The organism is Thermophilibacter sp. ZX-H3, assembly GCF_052599055.1.
The window spans coordinates 8,629-32,014 of sequence record NZ_JBQXES010000001.1 but is presented as its reverse complement, the minus strand read 5'-3'; the positions used below and the strand labels follow the sequence as shown (position 1 = coordinate 32,014).

General features: G+C 70.1%; 19 protein-coding genes. 18 read left to right on the top strand and 1 reads right to left on the bottom strand.

Going from position 1 to position 23,386, the window contains the following annotated elements:
• Positions 1-51 precede the first annotated feature (51 nt).
• The 4 genes from ACULPM_RS00140 to ACULPM_RS00125 all read left to right on the top strand — a co-directional run bounded on the left by ACULPM_RS00140 (position 52) and on the right by ACULPM_RS00125 (position 3,152).
• Positions 52-1,236: an aldo/keto reductase gene (locus tag ACULPM_RS00140; RefSeq protein WP_445330826.1), complete on the top strand. Its 1,185-nt coding sequence runs from the start codon at positions 52-54 to the stop codon at positions 1,234-1,236.
• A gap of 192 nt (positions 1,237-1,428) precedes the next feature.
• Complete coding sequence (gene hisF, locus ACULPM_RS00135; protein ID WP_445330825.1) at positions 1,429-2,196, top strand: imidazole glycerol phosphate synthase subunit HisF; 768 nt, start codon at positions 1,429-1,431, stop codon at positions 2,194-2,196.
• A gap of 279 nt (positions 2,197-2,475) precedes the next feature.
• Positions 2,476-2,847 carry a type II toxin-antitoxin system RelE/ParE family toxin gene (locus ACULPM_RS00130; protein WP_445330824.1) on the top strand — a complete coding sequence of 124 codons (372 nt, stop codon included), beginning with the start codon at positions 2,476-2,478 and terminating at the stop codon, positions 2,845-2,847.
• The gene (locus tag ACULPM_RS00125; RefSeq protein WP_445330823.1) at positions 2,847-3,152 is read left to right on the top strand and encodes a helix-turn-helix domain-containing protein; all 306 of its coding nucleotides are present in this window, start codon (positions 2,847-2,849) and stop codon (positions 3,150-3,152) included. Before ACULPM_RS00130 ends, ACULPM_RS00125 begins: the two co-directional genes overlap by 1 nt.
• Here ACULPM_RS00125 and ACULPM_RS00120 read toward each other — a convergent pair.
• Entirely contained in the window at positions 3,119-4,705 is a 1,587-nt protein-coding gene (locus tag ACULPM_RS00120; RefSeq protein ID WP_445330822.1) for an FAD-binding protein, read from the bottom strand. The two genes, ACULPM_RS00125 and ACULPM_RS00120, sit on opposite strands and share 34 nt — an antisense overlap.
• Before the next feature lie 53 nt (positions 4,706-4,758).
• On the opposite strand from ACULPM_RS00120, the gene hisI reads away from it, so the two are divergent.
• The 14 genes from hisI to ACULPM_RS00050 all read left to right on the top strand — a co-directional run bounded on the left by hisI (position 4,759) and on the right by ACULPM_RS00050 (position 23,302).
• Entirely contained in the window at positions 4,759-5,133 is a 375-nt protein-coding gene (hisI, locus tag ACULPM_RS00115; RefSeq protein ID WP_445330821.1) for a phosphoribosyl-AMP cyclohydrolase, read from the top strand.
• Between the two features lie 94 nt (positions 5,134-5,227).
• Positions 5,228-5,545: a phosphoribosyl-ATP diphosphatase gene (gene hisE, locus ACULPM_RS00110; RefSeq protein WP_167929725.1), complete on the top strand. Its 318-nt coding sequence runs from the start codon at positions 5,228-5,230 to the stop codon at positions 5,543-5,545.
• Between the two features lie 154 nt (positions 5,546-5,699).
• On the top strand, positions 5,700-6,983 hold the full coding sequence (locus ACULPM_RS00105; RefSeq protein ID WP_167929724.1) for an NlpC/P60 family protein: 1,284 nt from the start codon (positions 5,700-5,702) through the stop codon (positions 6,981-6,983).
• 116 nt (positions 6,984-7,099) lie between these two features.
• Entirely contained in the window at positions 7,100-9,034 is a 1,935-nt protein-coding gene (locus ACULPM_RS00100) for a lipid II flippase MurJ (RefSeq protein WP_445330820.1), read from the top strand.
• A gap of 26 nt (positions 9,035-9,060) precedes the next feature.
• Positions 9,061-10,254, top strand: coding sequence for a DegT/DnrJ/EryC1/StrS family aminotransferase (locus ACULPM_RS00095; RefSeq protein ID WP_445330819.1), 1,194 nt, complete (start codon positions 9,061-9,063; stop codon positions 10,252-10,254).
• 139 nt (positions 10,255-10,393) lie between these two features.
• On the top strand, positions 10,394-11,641 hold the full coding sequence (locus tag ACULPM_RS00090) for a carboxylate--amine ligase (RefSeq protein WP_445330818.1): 1,248 nt from the start codon (positions 10,394-10,396) through the stop codon (positions 11,639-11,641).
• A gap of 223 nt (positions 11,642-11,864) precedes the next feature.
• The gene (locus tag ACULPM_RS00085; protein WP_167929721.1) at positions 11,865-12,875 is read left to right on the top strand and encodes a lipid II:glycine glycyltransferase FemX; all 1,011 of its coding nucleotides are present in this window, start codon (positions 11,865-11,867) and stop codon (positions 12,873-12,875) included.
• 2 nt (positions 12,876-12,877) lie between these two features.
• Positions 12,878-14,806, top strand: a complete 1,929-nt coding sequence (gene uvrC, locus ACULPM_RS00080; RefSeq protein ID WP_445331749.1) for an excinuclease ABC subunit UvrC — start codon at positions 12,878-12,880, stop codon at positions 14,804-14,806.
• Between the two features lie 910 nt (positions 14,807-15,716).
• Positions 15,717-17,321, top strand: a complete 1,605-nt coding sequence (locus ACULPM_RS00075; protein ID WP_445331748.1) for an ABC transporter substrate-binding protein — start codon at positions 15,717-15,719, stop codon at positions 17,319-17,321.
• A gap of 123 nt (positions 17,322-17,444) precedes the next feature.
• Positions 17,445-18,410, top strand: a complete 966-nt coding sequence (locus ACULPM_RS00070) for an ABC transporter permease (protein WP_167929718.1) — start codon at positions 17,445-17,447, stop codon at positions 18,408-18,410.
• 5 nt (positions 18,411-18,415) lie between these two features.
• The gene (locus ACULPM_RS00065) at positions 18,416-20,437 is read left to right on the top strand and encodes a dipeptide/oligopeptide/nickel ABC transporter permease/ATP-binding protein (RefSeq protein ID WP_445331747.1); all 2,022 of its coding nucleotides are present in this window, start codon (positions 18,416-18,418) and stop codon (positions 20,435-20,437) included.
• A complete protein-coding gene (locus tag ACULPM_RS00060; protein WP_445331746.1) occupies positions 20,438-21,262 on the top strand; it encodes an ABC transporter ATP-binding protein in 825 nt (274 codons plus the stop codon). It begins immediately after the preceding gene.
• Between the two features lie 150 nt (positions 21,263-21,412).
• The gene (locus ACULPM_RS00055) at positions 21,413-22,333 is read left to right on the top strand and encodes a dihydrodipicolinate synthase family protein (RefSeq protein WP_445331745.1); all 921 of its coding nucleotides are present in this window, start codon (positions 21,413-21,415) and stop codon (positions 22,331-22,333) included.
• 9 nt (positions 22,334-22,342) lie between these two features.
• Positions 22,343-23,302, top strand: a complete 960-nt coding sequence (locus ACULPM_RS00050; protein WP_445331744.1) for an ROK family protein — start codon at positions 22,343-22,345, stop codon at positions 23,300-23,302.
• Positions 23,303-23,386 lie beyond the last annotated feature (84 nt).

The window sequence follows — 23,386 nt, the reverse complement described above, 5'->3', positions numbered from 1 at the left end:
GTGAGGGCCCGGGGCCGGATCCGACGGCTCGCCGGGGGAGGGGAGAAGGACGTGCAGTACCGCGTGAACCCGAGAAACGGCGACCGCATCTCGGCCCTCGGCCTCGGCTGCATGCGCTTCCCCGGGCCGCCGGGGCGCCCGGACCCCCGCCAGGCCCGCGCCATCGTCGCGCGCGCCGTCGAGCGCGGCGTCAACTACCTGGACACGGCCTACCTCTACCCGGGCAACGAGGCCTGCGTGGGCGCCGCGCTCGAGGGGATGGGGCTGCGCGACCGGGTCCTTCTGGCGACCAAGCTCCCGCACGGCTCCGTCCGCGGCGCGGCCGACCTCGACCGCATCTTCGAGGAGCAGCTCAGGCGCCTGCGCACGGACCGCGTGGACTACTACCTCATCCACAACGTCACGAGCCCCTCCCAGTGGGAGCGCCTGCGCGCCGCGGGGGCCGAGGGCTGGCTCGCCCGCCAGCGAGCCGCGGGGCGCATCCGCCAGGTCGGCTTCTCCTATCACGGCAGCTCCGGCGACTTCCCCGTCCTTCTCGACGCGTACGACTGGGACTTCTGCCAGATCCAGTACAACTACGCGGGCGAGCGGTACCAGGCGGGCACCGCGGGGCTCCGCGCCGCGGCCGGCCGCGGCCTTGCGGTCTTCGTGATGGAGCCCCTGCTGGGAGGCCGGCTCGCGGACAGGCTGCCCCCGCGTGCCCGCCGCATCCTCGACGCCGCCCCCGAGCCCGGGCTCGGCTCGCCCGCCGCCTGGGGGCTCTCGTGGGTGTGGGACCACCCCGAGGTGACGATGCTCCTCTCCGGCATGGCGTCGCCCGGCCAGGTGGACGAGAACGCAGACGTCGCCGAGCGGGCCCTGCCGGGCGCGATGACGGCCGCGCAGCACGAGGTCGTCGCCCGCGTGGTGGCCGAGTTCGAGCGCTCGAACCGCGTGCCCTGCACCGGGTGCAACTACTGCATGCCGTGCCCGCGGGGCATCAACATCCCGGGGTGCTTCTCGGCCTACAACGCGAGCTACGCGCACGGCTGGCTCACGGGGCTCTCCCAGTACTTCACCGCGAGCGCGATTCGCACGAGCGAGCCCAGGCTCGTGAGCAACTGCGTGAGCTGCGGCGCCTGCGCGCGCAGGTGTCCCCAGCACATCGACATCCCGGCGCGCCTGGCGGACGTCGGCCGACGCTTCCAGCCCGGGCCCGTGGGCCTCGCCCTCAGGGCCTGGGGCCGCCGGCGCTGACCCCATGTAACATCCTCGGGGCAGAAGGCGCATGCGACTTCTGGTTCCCTTACAGTGGCAGTGTGACCGAGGCGTCCTTCAGCGATTGGGGGCTCGCCGGCCCCTCTCGCGGGGCGAGTCACGAAGTGAGCGAGCGAAGCGAGCGCCGAGCCCCGCGAGAGGGGCCGCGGGGCGCCGGACTGGAGGGAAGCCGTGCTGACCAAGAGAGTCATTCCCTGCCTTGACGTGTGCGAGGGGCGCGTGGTGAAGGGCGTCAACTTCGTTGACCTGCGCGACGCGGGCGACCCGGTGGAGCTTGCCCGGCGCTACGACAAGGAGGGCGCCGACGAGGTCGTCTTCCTGGACATCACGGCCACCTCGGACGACCGCGCCACCAAGATCGGCCTCGCGAGCCGCGCCTCGGCCGAGCTGCGGATCCCCTACACCGTGGGCGGGGGATTTCGCGACGTGGCGTCCTGCCGCGAGATGATCGCCGCCGGCGCCGACAAGGTCTCGCTCAACTCCGCCGCCGTCAAGGACCCCGCGCTCATCACCGCGGCGGCCACGGCCTTCGGCAGCCAGGCCGTGATCTGCGCGATCGACGCCAAGCGCGTGGGCCGCGAGGACCGCTGGGAGGTCTACCTCGCGGGCGGGCGCGTCGCCACGGGCATCGACGCCGTGGCGTGGGCCGAGGAGGCGGCGCGGCGCGGCGCGGGCGAGATCCTGCTCACGAGCATGGACCGCGACGGCACCAAGGACGGCTTCGACCTCGCGCTCACCCGCGCGGTGGCGCGCGCCGTGCCCATCCCCGTGATCGCGTCGGGCGGCGTGGGCACGCTCGAGCACTTCGCCGAGGGCATCCTCGAGGGCGAGGCCGACGCCGTGCTCGCCGCGAGCGTCTTCCACTTCGGCACCTTCAGCATCCGCCAGGTCAAGGAGTACATGGCCAGCCAGGGCATCCCCGTGAGGCTGGACTTCTAGCCCCCTCGTGCCTCCCTTTGCCGCATCGCAGTCTGCCAAGCGCGCACGTGGCGAGAAGAACGCCCTCGAGCGGGCGGCTCTTCTCGTCTCGTGTGCGTCCCGATGGTTCTGTCGGCCATGTTTGCGCCGGCGGCGTGGGGGCGTGCGGCCCTCTCGACTGCGGATTTAGAATAACCCATGCTCTCTAAAAATAGAACAAATGTACTGAATTGTACGGGAATTATGGTACATTTGTTCTACTGAATCTGCCCTTCCAATTTAGAATAGAAAGGGTATATCATGAAAGCGTGGGAGATTGACGTGGGGCACATACGAAAGTGGCTTGACGATCAGGATGACAGGACCGTCGCCTATGTCTGGGCCGCCCTCTCGGTGCTCTCCGAAAAGGGGCCGGCGCTGGGAAGGCCGCTTGTCGACACCGTTGAGCACTCGAGATTTCCCAACATGAAGGAGCTGCGGCCCGCATCGCCGGGAGGGAGCGAGATTCGGATTCTCTTTGCCTTCGATCCTCAGCCTCAGGCAATCATGCTGCTCGCGGGAGACAAGTCGGCAGGCGAGGAGCAGAGGCGGTGGGGAGGGTGGTACAAGTGGGCCGTTCCGGAAGCCGATTGGCTCTATGCTGAGCACTTGAAGAGGCTGGGTGAGAAATGATGGCGCTTTCCCTTGACGATTACCTTGCCGGTCGCGGCATCCCCGACGAGCTGAGGGAGGAGGCGCTGCGCGCGACGCAGGACAAGATCAAGACGTATAACCTCATGCAGGCGCGCAAGAGTCGTGACGTCACGCAGGCCGAGCTCTCCCGCGACATGGGGGTGAGCCAGAAGCGCATCTCGGACATCGAGAACGGCCGACTTGACCTGCTCAAGGTCGATACGCTGAGACGCTATATCGCCGCCCTCGGCGGCACGCTCGAGATCAGCGCTCATCTCCCGTCGGGAACGGTCCGACTGATGTAAGGGAGCGGCTCCGCCACGGGGCGCCCGTCCGCGCCAAGCCGCACCACGAGCGGGCGCGCCTGGGCGGGGTCCTCCTCGGGGAAGTCCGCGCGGAAGTGCGCGCCTCGGCTCTCCGCGCGAGCGAGCATGGCGGTGACGAGGGCGCGCGCGGAGAGGGCGGCGTTCGCCACGCGCGCGGACCCGATCCGCCCGTTCTTCTCGTCAAGCTCGTCGAGCAGACGGAGCGTCGCGCGGAGCCCCTCGTCCGTGCGCCCCAGAAGGCAGCGCTCGTCCATGGCGCGTCGCAGGGCGAGAAGGGCCTCTGCCCCGCGTTCCGATGGGGTGCGGGGGAGGGGCTCCCTCGCGTCGTCCTCTCGCGCCCGCCCCGCGGCCCAGGACGCGGCGGCCCGCCCCGCGGCGTGGCCGAAGACGAGGCCGTTGGCGCTCGAGAGGCCGCCGATGCGGTCGGCTCCGTGCATGCCGCCCGTGGCCTCGCCGCAGGCGAAGAGCCCGGGCACGCCGGTCGCGCCGCGCTCGTCGACGAGGATGCCGCCGTTCGAGGCGTGCGCGTACGGGGCGATGCGCAGGCCCTCGTCCGGGCGGCGGCCGAACGCGTCCTCGAACCACGAGAAGTACGTCTGCATGAACTCGGGGAGGCGCGCCGGGAGGTCGTAGGACACCGCCGCGCCGCGCGGGCCGGCGGCCGCGAGGGCGAGGTCGACCGCGCGGTCCGGCAGGCTCGCCGTGAAGGGCCCGTGCCCGCCGCGCGAGTCGAGCAGCCTCCCCGCGTCCGCGGCGTCGAGCCCCTCGACGCGCGCGTAGCGGAAGGTCCGCTCGTTGAAGACGACGTCTCTCACCGGCTCCACGAGGCCCGGCATAATCTGGATGAACTCCGCGTTCACGAGGCGGGCGCCATGGCGCAGGGCCACGGCGGCGGCCGTGCCCCGCACGTCGGGCATGGTGAGCGTGCGCGCGAAGAGCCCGCCGAAGCCGCCCGTCGCCAGCACGACGGCTCCGGCCCCGACGGCGCGCGCCTCGCCGCGCGCGTCGCGGAGGAGCGCCCCGTGGACCCGACCGTCCTTCTCGGCGAGGTCGAGGAGCTCGTGGCGGGGGAGCGTCACGACGCCGGCGCGCCCGAGCGCCGTCTCGGTCGCAGCTCGGTACGACGCGCGGCCGAGCCCGTGCCAGCTGCGGCGCGCGCGGTCGAAGCAGGGGATGAAGTCGCGCTCGTCGGGGTTGTCCGCCTCGAGGAGCCCGACGCCGCGCCCCTGGAGGCGCTCGATTGCCGGTTGCACGCCGCGCACGAGGGCGCGCGCGAGCCCGGGCAGCGCCACGCCCCTGCCCACCTCGAGGATCGCCCCGACGAGGTCGTCCTCGTCCTTCTCGCCGTCCGGGCCGACGAGGCCGAGGCCCCAGGTGCCGGGGAAGAAGCTCGAGCCGGAGAACGTCTGCCCGGCGCTGGCGAGCGCCACGCGTGCGCCCGAGGCGGCCGCCGCGAGCGCGGCCTCGCAGCCCGCGATGCCCGCGCCCACCACGAGGACGTCGAATACGTCACTGTTACATGCTGCGCACATGGGGCGGCTCCCTTGCCCCCGCGCGCTACACTGGGCACGCGAGAGGAGGCGTCGTGTCCGAGATTTCCGTCGATTATACCTACGCGGGCGAGCCGCTCGAGGTGGCCGCGCCCGGGGCCGCGGGCGTTGGCTTCGACGAGCGCGGCCTCGTGCCCGCCGTCGTCCAGCAGGAGGGCACCGGCGAGGTGCTCATGGTCGCGTGGATGAGCGAGGAGTCGCTGCGGCTCACGCTGGAGACCGGCACCACGTGGTTCTGGAGCCGCAGCAGGCAAGAGCTCTGGAACAAGGGCGCCACGAGCGGCAACGTGCAGAGGGTGCGCCGCGTGCTCGTGGACTGCGACGCGGACACGCTGCTCGTCGAGGTGGACTCGCCGGGCCCCGCGTGCCACACGGGGCACCGCAGCTGCTTCTATCGCGCGCTCGCCTAGGGGCGCGCCGGGCAGGCCAGGCGAGCCAAACGAACCTGACGCCAGTGGCATGCCAAACGAACCTGACGCCAGTGGCACGAGTCGAGGAGGGGCCATGGGGGAGAGAACCGCCAACGTGACCGATGGGAACATCGGCGAGACGATCGAGGGACTCGCGCGCGTCATCCACGGGCGGCGCGAGGCCTCCCCGGAGTCCTCCTACACGGCGCGCCTGCTGCAGGGCAAGGAGGACAGCCTCCTCAAGAAGGTGACCGAGGAGGCCACCGAGGTCGTCATGGCCTGCAAGGACCGCGACCACGACCACATCCGCTACGAGGCGGCGGACCTCGTCTACCACCTGCTCGTCACGCTCGAGCGCTACGGCGTCAGCGTGGGGGAGCTCGCGGGCGAGCTCGACGCGCGGCACCGCTGAGGCCGTGCGCGCGGGGCGCCCCTTTCCCGATTCATGTCTGTGGAGCCGAGGTGGAATGGCTCCCACTCGCCTGCGGTACTGCTAGTATGACGAACAGGCATGGTCCCCAGACGCACAGGCCATGATGAAGGAAAGAACACGTAAGGAGCGTCCTATGTCACTTCGCACGCGCGGCGCGTCCGTCGCCTCCGCAATCGTGCTGACCCTTGGGCTCGGGCTCGCCCCGATGCCGGCCCTGGCCGCCACGTCCGCCGAGCTCCAGTCCGAGCTCGACCAGGCCGAGGCGCAGCTTCACTCGCTCTACTCCTCCGCCGAGCAGGCCAACAACGACCTCGTGAGCGTCACCAACGACCTCAACGAGACCAACGCCCAGATCGATCAGCTCGAGACCGACATCGCCGACCAGCAGGTCCAGCTCGCCGACACGCAGAAGCAGCTCGGCAACCTCATCGCCATGCAGTACAAGGGTGGAGAGGCCGACCTGCTCACGCTGCTGCTCAACTCCGCCGACTTCAACGAGCTCATCACCAACGTCCACTACGCGAGCTCGATCGCGGACCAGAAGCAGGAGGCCATCGACCAGATCAAGACGCTGACCACCTCGCTCGAGGAGAGCCGCTCCAGCCTGGAGGAGCAGAAGACCCAGCAGGAGCAGCTCGTCTCCGACCAGCAGGCCAAGACCGACGAGGTGAACGCCGCGGCGGCGGACGCCCAGGCCTACTACGACCAGCTCTCCGACGAGGTCAAGCAGGCCATCGCCGCCGAGGAGGAGGCCGCGCGCAAGGCCGCCGAGGAGGAGGCCCGCCAGGCCGCCGAGGAGGCCCAGCGCCTCGCCGAGCAGGAGGCCGCCGCGGCCGCCGAGCAGGAGCAGCAGGCCCAGGGTGGCTCCGAGGAGGGCGGCTCCGCCAACGACGGCGGCTCCACCAGCAACGGCGGCTCCAGCAACGGAGGCTCCACCGACAACGGTGGGTCGTCCAACAACGGCGGCTCCTCCTCCAACGGCGGCAGCTCCAGCAACGGCGGCTCCTCCAGCGGCGGCAGCTCCGCGCCCACCGGCTCCGCGAGCGCCATGGTGGCCCGCGCCTACAACATCATCGGCTCCGGCTACAGCTGGAGCGGCTACGTCTGGACCGGCAGCCCCTCGAGCTCGTACTTCACCTGCTCGGGCGTCGTGGACTACGCGCTCGGCCTGCCCACCAACTCCAACAGCCCCGAGACCCTCTACTCGCAGGTCGTCTCGCGCGGCACGTACACCACCAACGCGGGCTCGCTTAAGTACGGCGACCTCGTCTTCTACCGCTACGGCGGGCGCGCGCCCGGCCACGTGGGCATCTACGTCGGCAACGGCTGCGTGATCGACTCCGTCCCGGGCGGCGGCGTCCAGGTGCGCAGCATGTACTTCGTCAACGGCTTCATGGGCGGCGGCTCCATCGTCTAGCGAGCCACCTGCCCGGAGAGCACGTGCGGGAGAGACTCGGCCCCGAGGCGCCTTCGAAGCCTCGGGGCCGTACGTATGGGGCACCCGGCAGCGCGGGTGCCGAGAAGGACGGTCACATGGAGCACGAGACAACCGACACCCCCGCGCGCGGCGCGCACTTCTCGCCTGGCGGAGCTGCCGGGCGTCCTCTCCGGCCCCGGCACGCGGCGGCGCCGCGGCCGGCCTCGCCCGACGACACGATGATCTACGTGGAGGCGGCCCGCGCCGGGCGCGTCCCGTCCAGGCCCGAGCCCGGTCGCCCGTCCCATGCCGCGCGGGGCGAGGCGGCCTCCCTCGCCCCGCGCGGCCGCCACGCGGCTCGCCCCGCCGCCGAGCCCGGGCCCGTGACCTCTTTCGAGGAGGACGAGGCGGAGGTCACGGGCGCCCTGCGCGCGGAGCCCGCCCGTGACGGGGAGGACGACGTCGCGAGCGAGGAAGCCGTCGGCCGCTCCGCCGCGATGATGAGCGGCCTCGTCATCATCAGCCGCATCACGGGCTTCATGCGCACCTGGGCCCAGGCGATCGGCCTTGGCGCCACCATGACGGCGAGCGCGTTCACCGTGGCCAACAACCTCCCGAACCAGCTCTACGAGCTCGTGATGGGCGGCATGCTCGTGACGGCGTTCCTTCCGGTCTACGTCTCGGCGAAGAAGCGCGCCGGCCGCGAGGGGGCCACGGCCTACGCCTCCAACCTCCTCTCGCTCGTCGTCCTGCTCATGGGCGTCCTCGCGGTGGCCGCCTTCGCCTTTGCCGAGCAGGTCATCTGGACGCAGTCGTTCAGCGCGAGCGAGGAGTTCGACGCCGGCCTCTCGGTCTACTTCTTCCGGTTCTTCGCCATCTCCATCGTGCTCTACGCCCTCTCGTCCATCATCTCGGGCGTGCTCAACGCCGAGCGCGACTACCTCTGGAGCACCGCCGCGCCCATCGCCAACAACGTGGTGACCACGGCGTCCTTCCTCGCCTATGGCCTGCTCGCGGACAAGAACCCCCAGCTCGCCCTGCTCACGCTCGCCGTGGGCAGCCCGCTCGGCGTGCTCTCGCAGGTCCTCATGCAGGTGCCGGCGCTCCTGCGCCACGGCGTGCGCCTGCGCCTGAGGATCGACCTGCACGACCCGTGCCTGCGCGAGACCGTCTCCATCGGCGCGCCCACGCTCATCGTGACGCTCGTCTCCTTCGCCACCACCTCGATCCAGACGAACTGCGCCCTCTCCGCGACGGCGAGCGGCGCCTCCATCGCCTACTATGCGCGCATGTGGTACATGCTGCCGTACTCCGTCTTCGCCATCCCCATCACCACCGCCATGTTCACCGAGCTCTCCACCTCGGTCGCCCGAGACGACCTGCCGAGCTTCGTGCGCGGCCTCGCCGGCGGCACGGGCAAGATCCTCTTCATGCTCGTCCCCTTCGCCATGTACCTCGTGGTCTTCTCGCCGTGCCTCGCGCGGCTGCTCGGGGGCGGCAACATGGACGCCCAGGCCGTGGGCGACCTCGCGGCGTACATAGCGTGGCTCTCCGTCTCGCTTCCGGGCTACGGCCTCGCCACCTATCTCCAGAAGGCCTGCTCCGCCCTGCGCCGCATGATCCTCTTCGCGGTGGCGGAGTGCATCGCGGGCACGATCCAGATCGTGCTCTGCCTCTGGCTCACGCCCGTCTTCGGCCTCAACTTCGTGGGCTTCAGCTCCACGTTCTTCTTCGTCTCCATCGACTTCGTCATCCTGCTCTTCCTGCGTCGCGAACTCGGCCGCATCGGGATGCGCGACATGGTCGTCGCCTTCCTGCGCGCCTTTGCCCTCGGCGCGGCGGGCGCCGTCGTGGGAGGCGCCATCCTCCTCGGCCTGCAGGCGCTCGCGGGCCCGCTCGGCTCCGGGATGGCCCAGGCGCTCGCCTACGCGGTCGCCGGCGGCGTCCCCGCCCTCGTGGTGACCTTCGGCCTCGCGGCGGCCCTGCGTCTGCCCGAGGCGTCGTTCGTGACCGGCATGCTCTTGCGCCTCGCGCGTCGGCGCGCCGCCTAGCCCGACCCGTTCCGAAAGGAGCCCCCATGGCCCGCACCCCCGCAGAGGAGGCCCTCGCCCGCGCGCTCGCGGAGCGCACCGGCACGATGCCCGAGGACTGGTTCTGCGTCTTCAAGGCCCGCTACGGCATGCAGGCCGCCCTGTCGGCGCTGCGTCCCGCGACGGGGGAGGGCGTGGTCGTGACGCAGCTCTTCACCTGCCTCACGGCCGTCGTCCCCATCGTGGCCGCCGGGCTCGCGCCCGTCTACCGAGACGTCTCCGCCCGCACGGCCTCGCTCGACCCGGAGCGGCTCGACCCGCCCGCCGGCACGCGCGCCGTGATGCTCCAGCACACCTACGGCATCGTCGACGACGCCGAGTCCGAGGAGCTCGCCCGTCGCGCCCACGCCGCGGGGGCGCTCGTGGTCGAGGACAGCGCCCACTGCGTCTGCCGCATGGCGAGAGACGCGTCGGGCGAGCCCGTCGCGGACGTCTCGGTCCACTCGTTCGGCGTCGAGAAGATCCTGCCCACGCACTTCGGCGGCGCCGTGTGGGTGAACCCCGCGAGCCCGCTCTCCGGGCTCGTCCGCGCCGTCCGCGACGCCCTCGCCGCGCTGTCGGAGCCGCCCGCGCGCCTGGACGCCCTCGCCCGGCGCTACCGCACCGAGAACCGCGTCCTCGCGCACCTGCCCGCGGGCGTCTCCGCATCCCTGCGCCGCGCGCTCGTCTCCTCCGGCGCGATGGAGCCGGCCGTGAGCGAGCAGGAGCGCCTAGGCGCCGCCGCGCGCGGCCCCGTCCGCGCCTCCGCGTGGGTGTGCGAGCGCGCCCTCGCCGCGCTCGACGGCCTCGACGAGGCCGAGGCCCTGCGGCGAGAGACGGTCGAGGCGTACCGCGCGGCGCTCGGCGGCGTCGACGGCGCAGACACGCTCCCCGCCGCCCTCGAGGGGCCCTCCCAGCCGCTCCTGCGCTACCCGGTCCTCGCGCCGGACACGCGCGCGGCGGACCGCGTCATCGCGGGGGTCTGCGCCGCCGGGCTCTTCGCCGAGGCGTGGTATCGCCCCGAGCTCGGCCCGGGCGTCCTCGACGCCGCGGCGTTCCGCGTGCCGTCCGACCGCTCCGGCCTGCCGGTCCACGAGCGGCTCGTCGCCACCTGTGCCGCCCTTCCTGCCGACGTGGGCGCCGCTGGCGCCCGCCGGGCCGCCGACGCCGTCCGCGCCGCGCTCGCGGGAGGCGCCGAATAACGCGCAGAATCCGGTACCACAATGTATGTGGCCAGGTAAAATAATCGCGCATGTCGGATTGTGCGCGAAAACCGTCAAGCCGGCGAGCCACACGTTCAGTCGCACGTTCTTCTCGCCACCACAGCCAGGAGGTTCTGACATGGATCGCATCACCGGGGGGGAGCTCGCAGGCCGCCTCACGCCCATCGTTCTCGGCGGGGACGTCCTCGCGTACTCGTACGCGCGCTGCTTCCACGAGGCCTACGGCGTCACAACGACGGTCTACTCCGGCGTGGACGTCAAGGTGACCTCCTCGAGCCGCTTCGTCGACTACCACGTCGAGCCCGCCATGTCCGAGGGCGAGGACGCCATCGTGGCGCTCCTGCGCGAGCTCGGCGCGCGCCTCGCGGGCGAGGGGAAAGTCGCCCTGCTGCTCGGCAGCGCCGACTGGCACGTGCGGATCATCTCGCGCCACAAGGAGGAGCTCGAGCAGTGGTTCGTCGTGCCGTACAACGACTTCGCCCTGCTCGACGACATCACGCAGAAGGGCCGCTTCTACGAGCTCTGCGAGGAGCTCGGCATGGCGTACCCCAAGACCTGGTCGTTCGACTGCGCGCTCCCCGAGCTGCCGCTCGACCCGGCGGGGCTCCCATACCCGCTCGTGGCCAAGCCCTCCAACTCGGCCCGCTACGACCTCATGGACTTCCCGGGCAAGGAGAAGGTCTACGAGGTGCACGACCCCGCCGGCCTCGCGCGCGTCTTCGGCCTGCTCCACGACGCCGGCTACGACCGCGAGCTCGTGGTGCAGGACTTCGTCCCCGGCGAGGACGACGCCATCCGCTCGCTCACCACCTACTCCGACGCCTCGGGCCGCCTGGTCGCGGTCTCGGGCGGGCGCGTCGTGCTCCAGGACCACTCGCCGGCCCGCATCGGTAACCCCGTGTGCATCCTGCTCGAGCGCTGCGACCAGCTCGTCGAGGACGCGCGCCGCTTCTGCGAGCGCGTGGGCTACCGGGGCTTCGCCAACTTCGACGCGAAGTACGACGAGCGCGACGGCACCTACAAGTTCTTCGAGGTGAACGTGCGTCCCGGCGCCAACACCTGGTACATGGCGCTCGGCGGGGTGAACTTCGCGCGCCTCATCGTGGAGGACTACGTGCTCGGACGTGAGCTGCCCTACGAGGAGGCCTACCGCGACGCGCTCTACACCCTCGTGCCCGCGCGCGTGGTCCGCGACTTCGTCGCCGACGACGCCCTGCGCGAGCGCGCCCTCGGCCTCATCCGCGAGGGGAGGGCCGCGTCGCCCTTCGACTACGCCCCCGACACGATCGCCCACCGGTTCTGGGCGCACCTGCGCTCCGCGCGCCAGTACGAGAAGTTCGACCGCTACCTCGGCAGGCGCCGCTAGCCGTGCCACCGGCGTCGGGCTTGTGCCACTGGCGTCAGGTTCGTTTGGCACGCGCGGCCCGCGTGCCAAACGAACCTGACGCCAGTGGCACAAGCCCGACGCCGGTGGCACGACGACCCCGCCGCTGGGGGTTTCGCGGAGTCGCGCCTCCGGGCCCGCCCGACCGCGGAGGCTGGGTTAGGATGATGGGGAGTAACCGGACCGGAGAACGGAGCGTCGCCAGATGCAGGTGAGAGAGCTTACGCGCGAGGAGTACGAGCGGGCACTGACGGAGGTCGACCCCAATCCGCCGGTCGAGCAGCTCGGCGTCTGGCAGGACTACGAGTCCACGATCCCCGGCCGCTCCCACTGGGGCTGCGTCGCGCTCGAGGAGGGCGGCCGCACGCTCGCCGTGGCCTCCTTCCAGCAGTACGAGACCCACGGCTATCGTTACCTGCGCGGCCACCACGCCCCGGTCTGGGCGGAGGCGCCCTCGGCCGAGCAGGAGTCCGCCGCCCTCGCCGCCCTCGCCGACTTCGTCCGCGCGCGGGACAAGAAGCAGGTCTTCGCCCGCCTCGCCGTGGCGCACGAGCTGCCCGAGACGAGCCCCTGCCTCTCCACGGTGCCCTACGACACCACGGTGGTCATCGACCTCACCGGCGGCGACGAGGCCATCCTCTCCCGCATGAAGCCGCGCGGCCGCCGCGACGTCCGCAAGGCCCTGCGCGAGAGCCCCGCGACCTGCGCGGACGAGACCGAGCTCGCGCTCGCCTCCTTCGAGGAGTACTACGACGTCATGCGCGAGACCGGCGAGCGCGACGGCTTCACGCCGGCCGCCATCTCCGACTACGAGGACATGATCCGCATCCTCGGGCCCGAGCACTGCCGCGTCTTCGCCGGGCGCCACGAGGGCCGCGTGGTCACGTGGTCCATCGTGACCATCTCCGGCAACCGCGCCACCCGCTACTACGGCGCCTCGCGCAGCGACACCATGCGCCTGCACGTGACCGACAAGCTCGTGTACTTCGAGTGCTGCGAGCTGGGCTCGCGCGGCCTTGCGGAGTACGACCTGATGGGCATCGGCAGCGAGTTCTCCCCCTCGATCATGGGCCTCAACGAGTTCAAGACCAAGTTCGCCAAGGACGGCGTGCGCCCCGTGGCCCCCGACCGCGACCTGCCGCTCAAGAGGGCGTTCTACCGCACGCTCGTGGGCGTGCGCGACGTGCGCGACCGCCTGCGCGGCGGGCGGGAGTAGCCGTGGGCGAGCCCACGCTCGCCGAGCAGGTCGCCCGGGTCCCCACGGACCCCGGCTGCTACCTCTGGAAGGATGGCAAGGGCGAGGTCGTCTACGTGGGCAAGGCCAAGAACCTGCGCGCCCGCATGCGGCAGTACGTGACGCTGCAGGACGACCGCGAGAAGATCCCGCTCATGATGCAGGTCGTCAGGTCCTTCGACTACGTCGTGGTGGGCTCCGAGCACGAGGCGCTCGTGCTCGAGCGCAACCTCATCGCGCAGTACCATCCCTACTTCAACGTGGACTTCAAGGACGACAAGTCCTACCCCTACATCGCGATAACGGAGTCCGACGTCTTCCCGGCCATCAAGTACACGCGCGAGAAGCACCGCAAGGGCACGCGCTACTTCGGCCCCTACACCGACGCGCGGGCCGCCCGCGAGACCATCGACACCCTGCGCAAGGTGATCCCCATCTGCATGGCCACCTGCGTCGAGTGGAAGCGCGCCCGCCGCCTGCTCGAGAAGAGCCCCGAGCAGGCCTCGGTCGCCAACCTCATGCTCGCCGAGCGGTGCCGCCCCTGCTTCGACTACCACGTGGGGCGCGGCCCCGGCGTCTGCGCCGGCATGATCGACACCGTGGAGTACGCCCGCCACGTGCGCCAGGTGGAGAACTTCCTGCGCGGCAACCGCTCGCAGGTGGTGGGGGAGCTCACCGAGCAGATGCGCGAGGCCGCAGCGGACCTCGACTTCGAGCGCGCCGGCCGCCTCAAGGCGCGCCTCGACGGGCTCGACGCGCTCGACGACCGCCAGCAGGTGGTCTTCTCGTCCAGCGTGAGCGCGGACCTCATCGGCTTCTACCGCGAGGAGACCATCAGCTGCGCGTGCGTCTTCGCCGTGCGCGAGGGCCGCACCGTCCGCTCCGTCGAGTTCGTGCTCGACAAGGGCCTCGACACGGGGGAGGAGGAGCTCGTCTCCGGCTTCCTCAAGCGCTACTACGACGAGACGGCCGACGTGCCCGCCGAGGTGGACCTGCCCGTGGAGCTCGAGGACGCGGAGCTCATCGAGGGCTGGCTCGCCGAGAAGCGCGGGCACTCCGTGCGCCTGCGCCGACCGCAGCGCGGCGAGAAGCGCCACCTGCTCGACATGGCCTCGGCCAACGCGCGCCATGCCCTCATGCGCTACATGGTGCGCACCGGCTATGCCGACGACCGCACGAACAAGGCGCTCCTGCAGCTCGAGAGCGCGCTCGCCCTCGACGCGCCGCCGATGCGCATCGAGTGCTTCGACATCTCGACGCTGCACGGCCACTTCACCGTGGCGTCGATGGTGGTGTTCACCAACGGCCGCCCGGACAAGTCCCAGTATCGCCGCTTCAAGATCCAGACCCCGCTCACCGAGGCCAACGACTTCGTCTCCATGTCCGAGGTCCTCGGGCGGCGCTACTCCCCGGAGCGCATGGCGGACGAGCGCTTTGGCAGCCGCCCCGACCTGCTCGTCGTGGACGGCGGCAAGCCCCAGCTCACGGCCGCCATGGAGCAGCTCGCCGAGCTCGGGCTCGACATCCCGGTCTGCGGGCTCGCAAAGTCCGACGAGGAGATCTTCGTCCCCTGGGACGAGACGCCCGTTGTGCTGCCCTCCGGGTCGCCCTCGCTCTACCTCATCAAGCAGGTGCGCGACGAGTCCCACCGCTTCGCCATCACCTTCCACCGCGAGCTGCGCGACAAGGCCATGACGCGCTCGGTGATCGACGACGTCCCCGGCGTGGGCCCCAAGCGCAAGCGGGCGCTCATGCGCCGCTTCGGCTCGATCAGGAGGATGCGCGAGGCCACAGTCGAGGAGCTCGCCGCGACCCCGGGCATCCCCGCCGAGGTGGCCACGGCCGTCTGGCAGGCACTGCGCGCCTGGGACGAGAAGGACGGGCCCGCGGGTCTCGGGGCGGGCGAGGACTAGCCCTCCTGCCGCACGGTCCTTCTCGCGACGCCTCCCCGCACCCGGGTGCCGCGCCACGTCGGACATCGCCCGGCGCCCGACGAGGCGGCGAGAAGGACCTCGGCCCGCGGAATCGCCGCCCATGCGCCCGCGGCTGACGCTCAGTTCCGGAACTGAGCGCGGGTGGGTACTCAATTCCGGATCTGAGCGGGGAGCCTCACTCAGTTCCGCATCTGAGCGCGTCACGGGGCGCGCCGACGTGGCGAGAAGGACTACGGCCAGCGTGATCGCGACCCTTTCGCGTGCGTTCCCCACTCATTTCCGGAACTGAGCGGGGGTGGGTACTCATTTCCGGAACTGAGCGCGGAGCCCCACTCAGTTCCGCATCTGAGCGCCGCCCGGCGCCCGACGAGGCGGCGAGAAGGGCTGCGGCTCGCGGAATCGTGGCCCTCGCGCCCGCGGCTGACGCTCATTTCCGGAAATGAGCGCGGGTGGGTACTCAATTCCGGAACTGAGCGCTCCGCGGCGAAGTCCGGCCCGGGGGCGAGCCCGGGATGGGGCGGGAACGCACGGTGGCGCGCATAGGATATGGAATCGATACCGCTTCGCGTCATGATACAAGTGGTTCCACATTGTGATACCAGTTGACGAGAAAAACCTTTGTCTGTCATTCATGAATCAGTTCGAAATCGCCGATTCAACAGCTATTTGTTCGAAGTTGATTGGTTCTTATCGCATAGAAAACAGAAGCGAAATAGGGTCCAACCAGAATACCAATACACAATAAGCCTACGGGAACCTTACCGTCTGGGGTACCAAAACGCACCGTCGGCCGTTTGCTACGGGGAGATTGCGCCCGCATTTCGTAGTGTTGAATACCAAAGGGACGGCTGCCCAAGACGGGGCGGCCGCAGGAGGAAAGGGAGAGAACATGAAGAAGCTCATGAACAGCGCCGTGTCGCGTCGCGCGTTCCTCGGTGGGGCGGCCGCGGCCGGCGCTCTGGGCCTGGCGGCCTGCGGCGGTGGCGGGGACACCACCGGCGGCGAGACCGGCGGCGAGACCACCTCGGGCGGCGGCACCATCACCGCCGGCTCCGCGTACGCCCCCTCCGAGTACAACCCGACGAAGACCTCCTCGGCCTTCTGCCTCGGCTCCAACTGGCACGTCCTCGAGGGCCTCTACGGCACCGACCCGCACGACTACTCCACCTTCCCCGAGCTCGCCACCGGCGACCCGGAGCAGGTCGACGAGACCCACTTCACCATCACCGTGCGCGAGGGCGCCGCGTTCTCCAACGGCAACCCCGTGACCACCGCCGACATCGTCGAGTCCTTCGACCGCACCAAGGCCGACGCCACCTACTCGGCGTTCCTCGCCCCGATCGACGCGCTCGAGGCCACCGACGACACCACCATCACCGTCACCACGGCCGTCGCCAACTTCTCGCTCCTCAAGGAGCGCCTGGCGCTCGTCCGCGTCTTCCCGGCGGGCACGACCGACGACGAGCTCTCCAACCAGCCCGTCGGCTCCGGCCCCTGGATGTACAGCTCCATCACCGACAACGCCGTCGACCTCGTTCCCAACCCCAACTACAACGGGTCCTTCCCGGCCGAGGACGCGGGCCTGCACTATGACATCCTCGTCGACGCCACCGCGCGCATGACCGCCCAGCAGCAGGGCACCACGCTCGTCATGGAGTCCGTCACCGCCGACGCCATCGAGATGATCGAGTCCGCCGGCTGCAAGGTCGACAAGGTCCAGGGCTTCGGCACCCGCTTCATCATGTTCAACACCGCCAAGGCGCCGTGGGACAACAAGGTCGCCCGCCAGGCCGTCATGTACGCCATTAACACCGACCAGATGATTTCCAACATCTTCAGCGGCCTTGCCGCCTCCGCCTCGTCCTACATCCCGCAGGACTTCCCCAACTACCAGGAGGCCGCGACGGTCTACACCTACGACCAGGATAAGGCCAAGAGCCTGCTCACCGAGGCCGGCGTGACCCCGGGCGACCTCAAGATCCGCTGCACGGACAACACCCAGGCCTCCGGCATGGCCACCCAGGCCAAGCAGGACCTCGACGCCCTCGGCTTCAACTGCACGATCGCCGAGGAGACCTCCGCTGCCACCTACGCGGCCATCGACGGCGGCTCGGACGACTTCGACATCCTGATCGCCCCGGGCGACCCGTCCTGCTGGGGCGCCGACCCCGACCTGCTCCTCAACTGGTGGTACGGCGACAACGTCTGGCAGCAGACCCGCACCGGCTGGGGCGGCTCCGCAGAGTTCGCGCAGATCCGCGAGCTCATGACCACCGCCCTCGGCCAGTCCGGCGACGAGCAGCAGGCCACCTGGAAGCAGGTCTACGACATCATCGCCGAGAACGCGGTCCTGTACCCGCTCATCCACGTCCAGACCGTGACCGCCTCCTGGGCCGACGCCGCCGCCAACCCCATGGGCACCGCCATCGAGGGCTTCGAGGGCATCGGCACCACGGGCATGAACTTCATCGGCTGCAAGACGGTCACCGCGTAGCCTTGAGAAACGCCCCCGTTCCCCACTGAAAGGCTGGGGAGGCACAAAGGACGTTCGAGGGGCCCGGGCCTAGGTTCGCTCGGGCCCCTCTCTTTAACGAAAGGCATAGAGAGAGGAGAGGGTATGAACAACCTCCTGCGCCTCGTCGGCCGGCGCCTCATCGCGCTGCCGATCATGGCCCTGGGCGTCACCCTGCTCGTGTTCTTCCTCATGTCCTTCACCGACCCGTCAATCCCGGCGCGCACCGTCCTCGGCGAGGGCGCGTCCCCGGAGGCGGTCGAGGAGTACATGGACGAGCACGGCATGAACGACCCGTGGCCGGTCCGCTACGTCGACTACATCGGCGGGCTCTTCCAGGGCGACCTGGGCACCTACGGCAGCCGCCAGACGCCCGTCGCGACCGCCATCGCCTCCGCGCTCCCGATCACGATGCAGCTCACGTTCTTCGGCCTGCTTCTGGCCGCGATCTTCTCGTTCACCCTCGGCGTCATATCGGCGCTCTACCGGGACAAGTGGCCTGACCAGGTGATTCGAGTGATATCCATCGCAGGCATCGCCACACCGTCGTTCTGGCTGGCGGTCCTGCTCATCCTCGCCGTCACCCTGGGCGGGCTCACGCGCGTCTTCCCGTCCGCCGGCGCCCTGCCCAACCTTTTCGCCAACCCCGGCGGCTACTTCGGCCGCATGCTCATGCCCGCCATCGCCCTGGCCTTCCCGGTCATCGGCCAGATGACGCGCATCGTGCGCACCGCCATGGTCGAGGAGCTCGACAAGGACTACGTGCAGACGGCCCGCGGCAGCGGCATCCCCGAGAACGTCGTCATCGCCAAGAACGTCCTGCGCAACGCCCTCATCACGCCCGTCACCACGCTTGGCCTCAAGATCGGCTACCTCATGGGCGGCGCGGTCGTCATCGAGGTCATCTTCGCGCTCCCCGGCATGGGCACGCTCATCCAGCAGGGCATCACGGGCGGCGAGATCATGCTCGTCCAGGGCGTCGTCGTGGTCGTGGCTCTGGCCTTCGTCATCATCAACATCGTGGTTGACATGCTCTACCTGCTGATCAACCCGCGCATTAGGACGGTGTAGGCCCCATGACTAAGATTAGGGAAAACAAGACCGCCCAGCTCGAGAAGGCCGCGGCCAAGGGGCTCAAGCTCGGCGGCCTCAAGAAGATGAGCATCTCCAGCAAGATCTCGCTCGTCCTTCTCGTCCTGGTGGCGCTCTCCGCCATCCTGGCGCCCGTCATCGCCCCGCACGACCCGCTCGAGATCACGACGGCCTACCAGCCGCCCTCGGCCGAGTACGTGTTCGGCACCGACAACGCCGGTCGCGACATTCTCTCCCGCATGCTCTACGGCGGTCAGTATTCGCTCGTGATCGGCTTTGGCGCCACGCTCTTCGCGCTCGTGCTCGGCTCGATCATCGGCGCCGTCGCGGCCGTCGCCCGCAAGGCCGTCTCCGAGGTCATCATGCGCGTGCTGGACGTCATCATGTCCATCCCGGGCATCGCCCTCGCCGCCATCCTGGTCCTCATCCTCGGCAACTCCGTGCCGGCCATCATCTTCTCCATCGGCTTCATGTACACGCCGCAGATCGCGCGCATCGTCCGCGCCAACGTGGTGTCCGAGTACGGCGAGGACTACGTCCGCGCGGTCATCGTCTCCGGCGCCCGCGCCCCGTGGATCCTCATGAGGCACGTCCTGCGCAACTGCATCGCGCCGATCATGGTCTTCACGGTCACGCTCGTCGCCGACGCCATCATCTTCGAGGCGTCGCTCACCTTCATCGGCGCCGGCATCGCCGAGCCCACGCCCACGTGGGGCAACATCCTGTCCTCCGCGCGCGACGGCGTCCTTCTCGGCCGCTGGTGGCAGGCGCTCTTCCCGGGCATCGCGATCATGGTCACGTGCCTCGCCCTCAACATCCTCTCCGAGGGCCTGACCGACGCCATGGCCGCCGCCCCGTCCGCCCCCGTGAGCAACGAGAACGCCGAGAGCCGCCGCGAGGCCGACCTCCTCGTCGCCGACCCGGTCCGCGCCTACAAGGAGCAGGCCGACTCCCTCGCCCGCCGTCTCGGTGCCCTGCGCGCGGTGGAGCTCGCCCGCACCGACCGCCGCGTGCCCGACTACTCCGTGGAGCCGATCCTCCAGGTCAAGAACCTCTCGATCGGGTTCCCGCGCCACGGCGACGTCCACGTGGTGGACAACGTCTCCTTCGACGTGCGCCCGGGCCAGTGCATGGCCCTCGTCGGCGAGTCCGGCTGCGGCAAGTCCATCACCACCAAGACCATCATGAACCTCCTGCCCGACAGCGCCCGCATCCAGGGCCAGATCCTCTACAAGGGCCAGGACCTGCTCAAGCTCACCAAGGAGGAGCACCGCAAGCTGCTGGGCCACGAGCTCGCGATGGTCTACCAGGACTCGCTGTCCTCGCTCAACCCCTCGATGCTCATCTCCGCGCAGATGAAGCAGCTCACGAGCCGCGGCGGCACCCGCAGCGCCGAGGAGCTCCTCGAGCTCGTCGGCCTCGACCCCAAGCGCACGCTCGAGAGCTACCCGCACGAGCTCTCCGGCGGCCAGTGCCAGCGCGTCATCATCGCCATGGCGCTCACGAGGAACCCGTCGCTCGTCATCTGCGACGAGCCCACCACGGCCCTCGACGTCACGGTCCAGAAGCAGGTCATCAAGCTGCTGAACGACCTCCAGAAGCAGCTCGGCTTCGCCATGATCTTCGTGTCCCACGACCTGGCGCTCGTGGCCGAGGTCGCCTCCGAGATCACGGTCATGTACGCCGGCCAGGTCATCGAGTCCGCCCCCACCAAGGAGCTGCTCACCAACCCGATCCACGAGTACACGCAGGGCCTGCTCGGCGCCGTCCTCTCCATCGAGGCGCACGACGGCAGCCGCCTGCACCAGGTGCCCGGCTCCGTCCCGAGCCCCGCGGACTTCCCCAAGGGCGACCGCTTCGCCCCGCGCTCGAGCCACCCCACGGTCGGCCTCGACGTCCATCCCATCCTCAAGCCCGTTCCCGGCGCCGACCATCACCTCGTATCGGAGATCCCGGACGAGGAGCTCGCGAAGAACGGTCTCGTCTCTCGACTGGAGGTGAGGTAGATGGCGGAGAAGACCTCTGGGCAGACCCCCATCATCTTCCTGGACAACATCTCGGTCACGTTCAAGTCCCGCACGGGCTCGCTCTTCCACCCCAACCTCGTGCATGCCGTGAACGGCCTCACGCTCAAGCTCATGCCGGGTGAGACGATCGGCATCGTCGGCGAGTCCGGCTGCGGCAAGTCCACGACCGCCAACGTCATGTGCGGCCTGCAGTCGCCCACGGACGGCCACGTCTACTTCAAGGGCGAGGACGTCACCAAGCGCACCGCGGAGCTCCGCAAGAAGATCGGCCGCGTGGTCTCCGTCGTCTTCCAGAACCCGGCCACCGCGCTGAACCCGCGCATGTCCGTCCACGACCAGCTGCTGGACCCGCTGATCGTCCACAAGGTCGGCTCCGACGACGAGCGCGAGGCGCGCATCAACGAGCTGCTGGGCATCGTCGGCCTGCCGTCCTCCGCGATGTACGCCCTCCCGGGCCAGCTCTCCGGCGGCCAGCGCCAGCGCGTCGCCATCGCCCGAGCCCTCTCCCTCCAGCCGGACGTCATCATCGCCGACGAGCCCACGTCGGCCCTCGACGTCTCCGTCCGCGCGCAGATTCTGAACCTGCTCACGGACCTCAAGAAGGAGCTCGGCCTGGCCATGGTCTTCATCAGCCACGACATCCAGACGGAGCGCTACATCTCCGACCGCATCGTTGTCATGAACCACGGCCAGATCATGGAGGAGGGCCCGGCGCGGCAGATCTTCGAGGACCCGCACGACGCCTACACCAAGACGCTCCTCGGCGCGGCCCCGTCGCTGCTTCACCCCAACCTGGGCAAGTAGGCCCCAAGGCCCTGCGGCGGGCGCGCCTCCGGGCGCGCCCGCTTTGCGAATCGGCGAGCGGCACGTCCTTCTCGCCGCTTGTGCCCTAGCATCTGAGTGCCCTGTCCCGCACGAGGCGGAGCGTCCCGCCCCACACAAGAAAGGACCAGCATGGCAGACCTTAAGATCACGGGCGTCGTCCCCCCCGTCGTCGTCCCCGACACCCCCGACCACGAGCTCGACGTCCCCTCCTTCGAGCGCCTCATCAACCGCATGATCGACGCCGGCGTCGACGGCCTCTTCTTCCTCGGCTCCTCCGGCGAGGTCGTCTTCTCCACCGACGAGCGCCGCCGCCAGATCATCTCCGAGGCCGTCCGCATCGTCGACCACCGCGTGCCCGTCCTTGTGGGCATCATCGACACCGAGACCGAGCGCGTCATCGAGCACGGCAAGGTCGCCCAGGAGCTCGGCGCGGACGCCCTCGTGGCCACCGCCCCGTTCTACGCCCTCGGCGGCATGACCGAGGTCGAGGAGCACTTCCGCATCCTCCACGAAGAGCTCGACCTCCCGATCTTCGCCTACGACATCCCCGTGTGCGTCCACACCAAGCTCCCGTGGCCGCTGCTCGTCAAGCTCGGCCGCGAGGGCGTGCTCGCCGGCGTCAAGGACTCCTCCGGCGACGACATCTCCTTCCGCTACCTCTGCCAGGAGAACGAGAAGGCCGGTCACCCGCTGTCCTTGCTCACCGGTCACGAGATCGTGGTCGACGGCGCGTACCTCTCCGGCGCCGACGGCTCCGTCCCCGGCCTCGCCAACGTCGAGCCCGAGGGCTACGTCCGCATGTGGAAGGCTGCGCAGGCCGGTGACTGGGCCACGGTCAAGGCCGAGCAGGACCGCCTGAACGAGATCTCCCACATCTTCGACGTCACCTCCGGCGTGCAGGGCTATGCCGGCGGCGTGGGTGCCTTCAAGACCGCGCTCTGGCTCCTTGGCGTCTTTGACTCCAACACCATGCCGCGCCCGGTCAAGGCCCTCGACGGCGACAACGTCGAGGCCATCAGGAAGGTCCTCGTGGACAACGGTCTTCTCTAGGAGGCACCCATGAGCCAGACCATCGTCGCCGTCGACATCGGCGGCACCAAGATCGCGTGCGGGCTCGTCACCCTGGGAGGGGAGAGCCCCGTCATCGAGAAGGTCGAGAAGGTTCCCACCGAGGCCATGGAGGGCGGCGATCACGTCCTCGCGACGGTTCTCGCCCAGGTGAGGGCCGCCATCGAGCGCGCGGGCGAGAAGCCCGTGGGCGTGGGGATCTCGTCCGCGGGCGTGGTCAACCCCCGAAACGGCGACATCACCTTCGCCAACGAGCTCATGCCCGGCTGGGGCGGCACCCACCTCGGCGCCGAGGTCACCGCCGCGACCGGCCTTCCGTGCCGCGTCCTCAACGACGTCCACGCCCACGCGCTGGGCGAGGCCCGCTGGGGCGGCGGCCGCGACAAGAAGAGCTGCCTCGTGGCGGCCGTGGGCACCGGCATCGGCGGCGCGTTCGTCGAGTACGGCAAGATCATGCTCGGCGCGCACGACGAGGCCGGCCACATCGGCCACGTCTGCTGCCCGGCCGCGGCGGGCGTACCCTGCTCCTGCGGGGCGACCGGCCACCTCGAGCCCATCGCTGCCGGCCCCGGCATCATCCGCGAGTACGTGCGCCAGGGCGGCGACGCCGAGAAGCCCGACGGCACGCCGATGGACGGCGCGGAGATCGACCGCCGCGCCGCCGCGGGCGATGCGGCCGCCAAGGCCGCCGAGGCCCGGGCGGGCCGCGCCCTCGGCGAGGTCCTGGGCAGCATGTGCAACATGCTCGACCCGGACGTCGTGATTCTCTCCGGCTCCGTCGCGCAGTGCGGCCCCGACTGGTCCGACGCCATGGCCGAGGCCTTCAGGGGCCAGGCCATGCCGCCCGTGGCCACCACGCCCATCGTGGGCGGCGAGCTCGGCGGCGACGCCCCGCTCGTCGGCGCCGCGGAGAACTTCGTGAAGTCCGGCTACGCCGAGGTCTCCGACTAGCCCCGCGGGGGGGGGGGGGGGGGGGGGGGGGGGGGGGGGGGGAGCGGGGGTGTTGGGAAAGCATGTGCCCAAGCTCGCATCCGT